The 2,732-nt window shown below is 34.9% G+C and carries 2 protein-coding genes; both read left to right on the top strand.

Translation table 11 applies throughout. From position 1 onward, the window contains the following. Positions 1 to 199: 199 nt before the first annotated feature. Positions 200 to 859, top strand: coding sequence for a PIN domain-containing protein (locus tag ACTTG8_RS10190; protein WP_442561996.1), 660 nt, complete (start codon positions 200 to 202; stop codon positions 857 to 859). 116 nt (positions 860 to 975) lie between these two features. Beyond that, positions 976 to 2,732: hydratase (locus ACTTG8_RS10185; protein WP_442561995.1), on the top strand; the 1,757-nt coding region annotated here is incomplete at its 3' end.

Genomic DNA, 2,732 nt, shown 5'->3' with positions numbered 1-2,732 from the left:
TTTAAAGTGATTTTAAATATTATAACAGATGTTTTGCCAAAATCGCAAATATTATGCGAAATGAAATTAACTTTGATAGTTAGATATAATATAGGAAAAATTAGAGTATTTTATACAAATGAAAAAGTAGAAATTAGTAGTTGACTTTTGGTTAAATAATGATAGCCTAGAATTAAAATTTTGGGCAGGAGGTAAGATTATGGATTATTATTTGATAGATTTGGAGAATATAGGTGCAGATGGAATTAATCATCTAAAGGATTTGAAGAAAGATGATGTGTTATACATATTTTATACAGAACAGCATAAAAATATTTCTGTTGAGGTAATGGAACTTCTTATGGAAATGAAGTTAGAAATAATATATCAAAAAGTAAAAACAGGTACTAAGAATGCGCTTGATTTTCAGTTATCATCTTATTTAGGGTATATGATTGGTAGGGAAGAGGAGGATACCAATTATCATATTGTGTCAAATGATAAAGGGTATGACTGTATCTGTGATTATTGGAGAGCTGAGGGGAAAAATGTGGATAGGATTGCACCTGCAGAAATGGTGTTGGAAGAATTGTCTTTGGACGAAGATTTGGAAAATGAGCCTGTAATAGGTGAAGATGGTGAAAAAATAATAACAGCAAAACGGAGTAAGGTAAAATCAAGCGACCTTGCAACTTTAGAGGAAATAAGAGAGTTATTGTCAGATGAAGATGAGCCTGAAGAAATACTGCTTTTGTTTAATCAGTACAAAACAAAACAGGCAATTTACAATGGAATATCTAAAAAATTTAAGGATAGCAAAAGATCCGGTATGGTATATAAGAAGTTGAAACTGTTGTTTAAGGAGAAGAATAAAAGTTGAATAAAAATACTAAAAAATAAGAAATCTATTACATAGTTATCGTACTTGATATTTATAATAAAATGTTTTATTATGTCTTAAAATTAGGTAGGTAAAACAATAGAAACGGAGAATATATGGTTAGGTTATCAAAAAATGGTGTATATATAGTAAATGGTAAAGTATTTGAAGATGGAGAGGATATAGAGAAAAGGCTTGAAAATGAGGGTGTGAGACTTACAAAGGAAGAGGCAAAAAAGAATACTATATCTTATGGTATACTTGAATCACATAATAAATCAGAAAATATGGAAAAATTAAAGCTGAAGTTTGATTGTCTTGCCTCACATGATATTACATTTGTGGGTATAGTGCAGACGGCAGTTGCATCAGGAATAAAGAAATTTCCAGTGCCTTATGCACTTACCAACTGCCATAATTCGCTTTGTGCAGTAGGTGGTACTATTAATGAAGATGACCATATGTTTGGATTATCAAGTGCGAAAAAGTTTGGAGGTATGTATGTGCCTCCTAATCTTGCAGTTATTCATCAGTTTGCAAGAGAAGTACTGGCAGGCGGAGGCAGGATGATACTTGGCTCAGACAGCCATACCAGATATGGAGCATTAGGCACTATGGCTATAGGTGAGGGTGGTCCTGAGCTTGTTAAGCAGTTACTGGGACAAACTTACGATGTTGCCTGTCCTGAAGTAGTAGCAGTAAGACTTACAGGAGAGCCTGTAAAGGGAGTAGGACCTCAAGATATAGCCCTTGCAATTATAGGTGAGGTATTTGAAAAGGGATATGTAAACAATAAAATAATGGAGTTTATCGGTGATGGCATTAAATATCTAAGTGTAGATTATAGGATAGGAATAGATGTTATGACTACTGAAACTACCTGTCTTTCTTCAATTTGGGAAACTGATGAGAAAGTTAAGGAGTTTTATGAGATACATAAAAGACCACAGGACTATAAAGAACTTAAACTTACTTCTACGGCATATTATGATGGACTTATTGAGGTAGATTTGTCTAAAATAAGACCTATGATAGCAATGCCTTTTCACCCAAGCAATACCTACCTTATAGACGAGGTAAACAAGAATCCTAAAGATATTTTACATGAAGTTGAAGAGAAAGCAAAGATAAGTTTTGGAAAGGATATTAATTTTAAACTTTCAGATAAAATTAAAAACGGTAGAATTCAGGTAGATCAGGGAATAATAGCAGGCTGTGCAGGTGGAGGTTTTGAGAATCTCTGTGCGGCAGCAGATATACTTAAGGGTAAGTATATAGGAAATGATGAGTTTTCTATGAGCCTCTATCCTGCCAGTCAGCCGGTATATATAGAACTTGTAAGAAACGGCACTGTAGAGGCACTTATGGAAACAGGTGCTGTTGTAAAATCTGCGTTCTGTGGACCTTGCTTTGGTGCAGGGGATGTACCTGCAAACGGGGCATTTTCAATTAGACACTCTACAAGGAATTTCCCAAGTAGGGAGGGAAGTAAGCCCGGCAGTGGTCAGATGGCATCGGTTGCTCTTATGGATGCAAGAAGTATAGCTGCAACTGCAGCAAATAAGGGAAGACTCACCTCTGCCTGTGAAATAGATGTGGAATATAGCAATCCTAAGTATTTTTATGATGGGAAAATATATGACAACAGAGTATTTAACGGTGTCGGTAAACCTGATTTTTCAGCTGAACTTAAATATGGACCTAATATAGTATCATGGCCGAAGTTAGAAAAACTTGCAGATGATATTTTAATTAAAATAGTTTCAGAAATACATGATCCTGTTACCACAACTGATGAACTTATTCCATCGGGAGAGACCAGTTCTTACCGATCCAATCCTCTTGGACTTGCAGAGTTCACTCTTTCAAGGAA

The sequence above is a fragment of the Catonella sp. genome (assembly GCF_052173895.1).
GTDB lineage: Bacteria > Bacillota > Clostridia > Lachnospirales > Lachnospiraceae > Catonella.
This window is presented reverse-complemented; position numbering and strand designations above follow the sequence as displayed.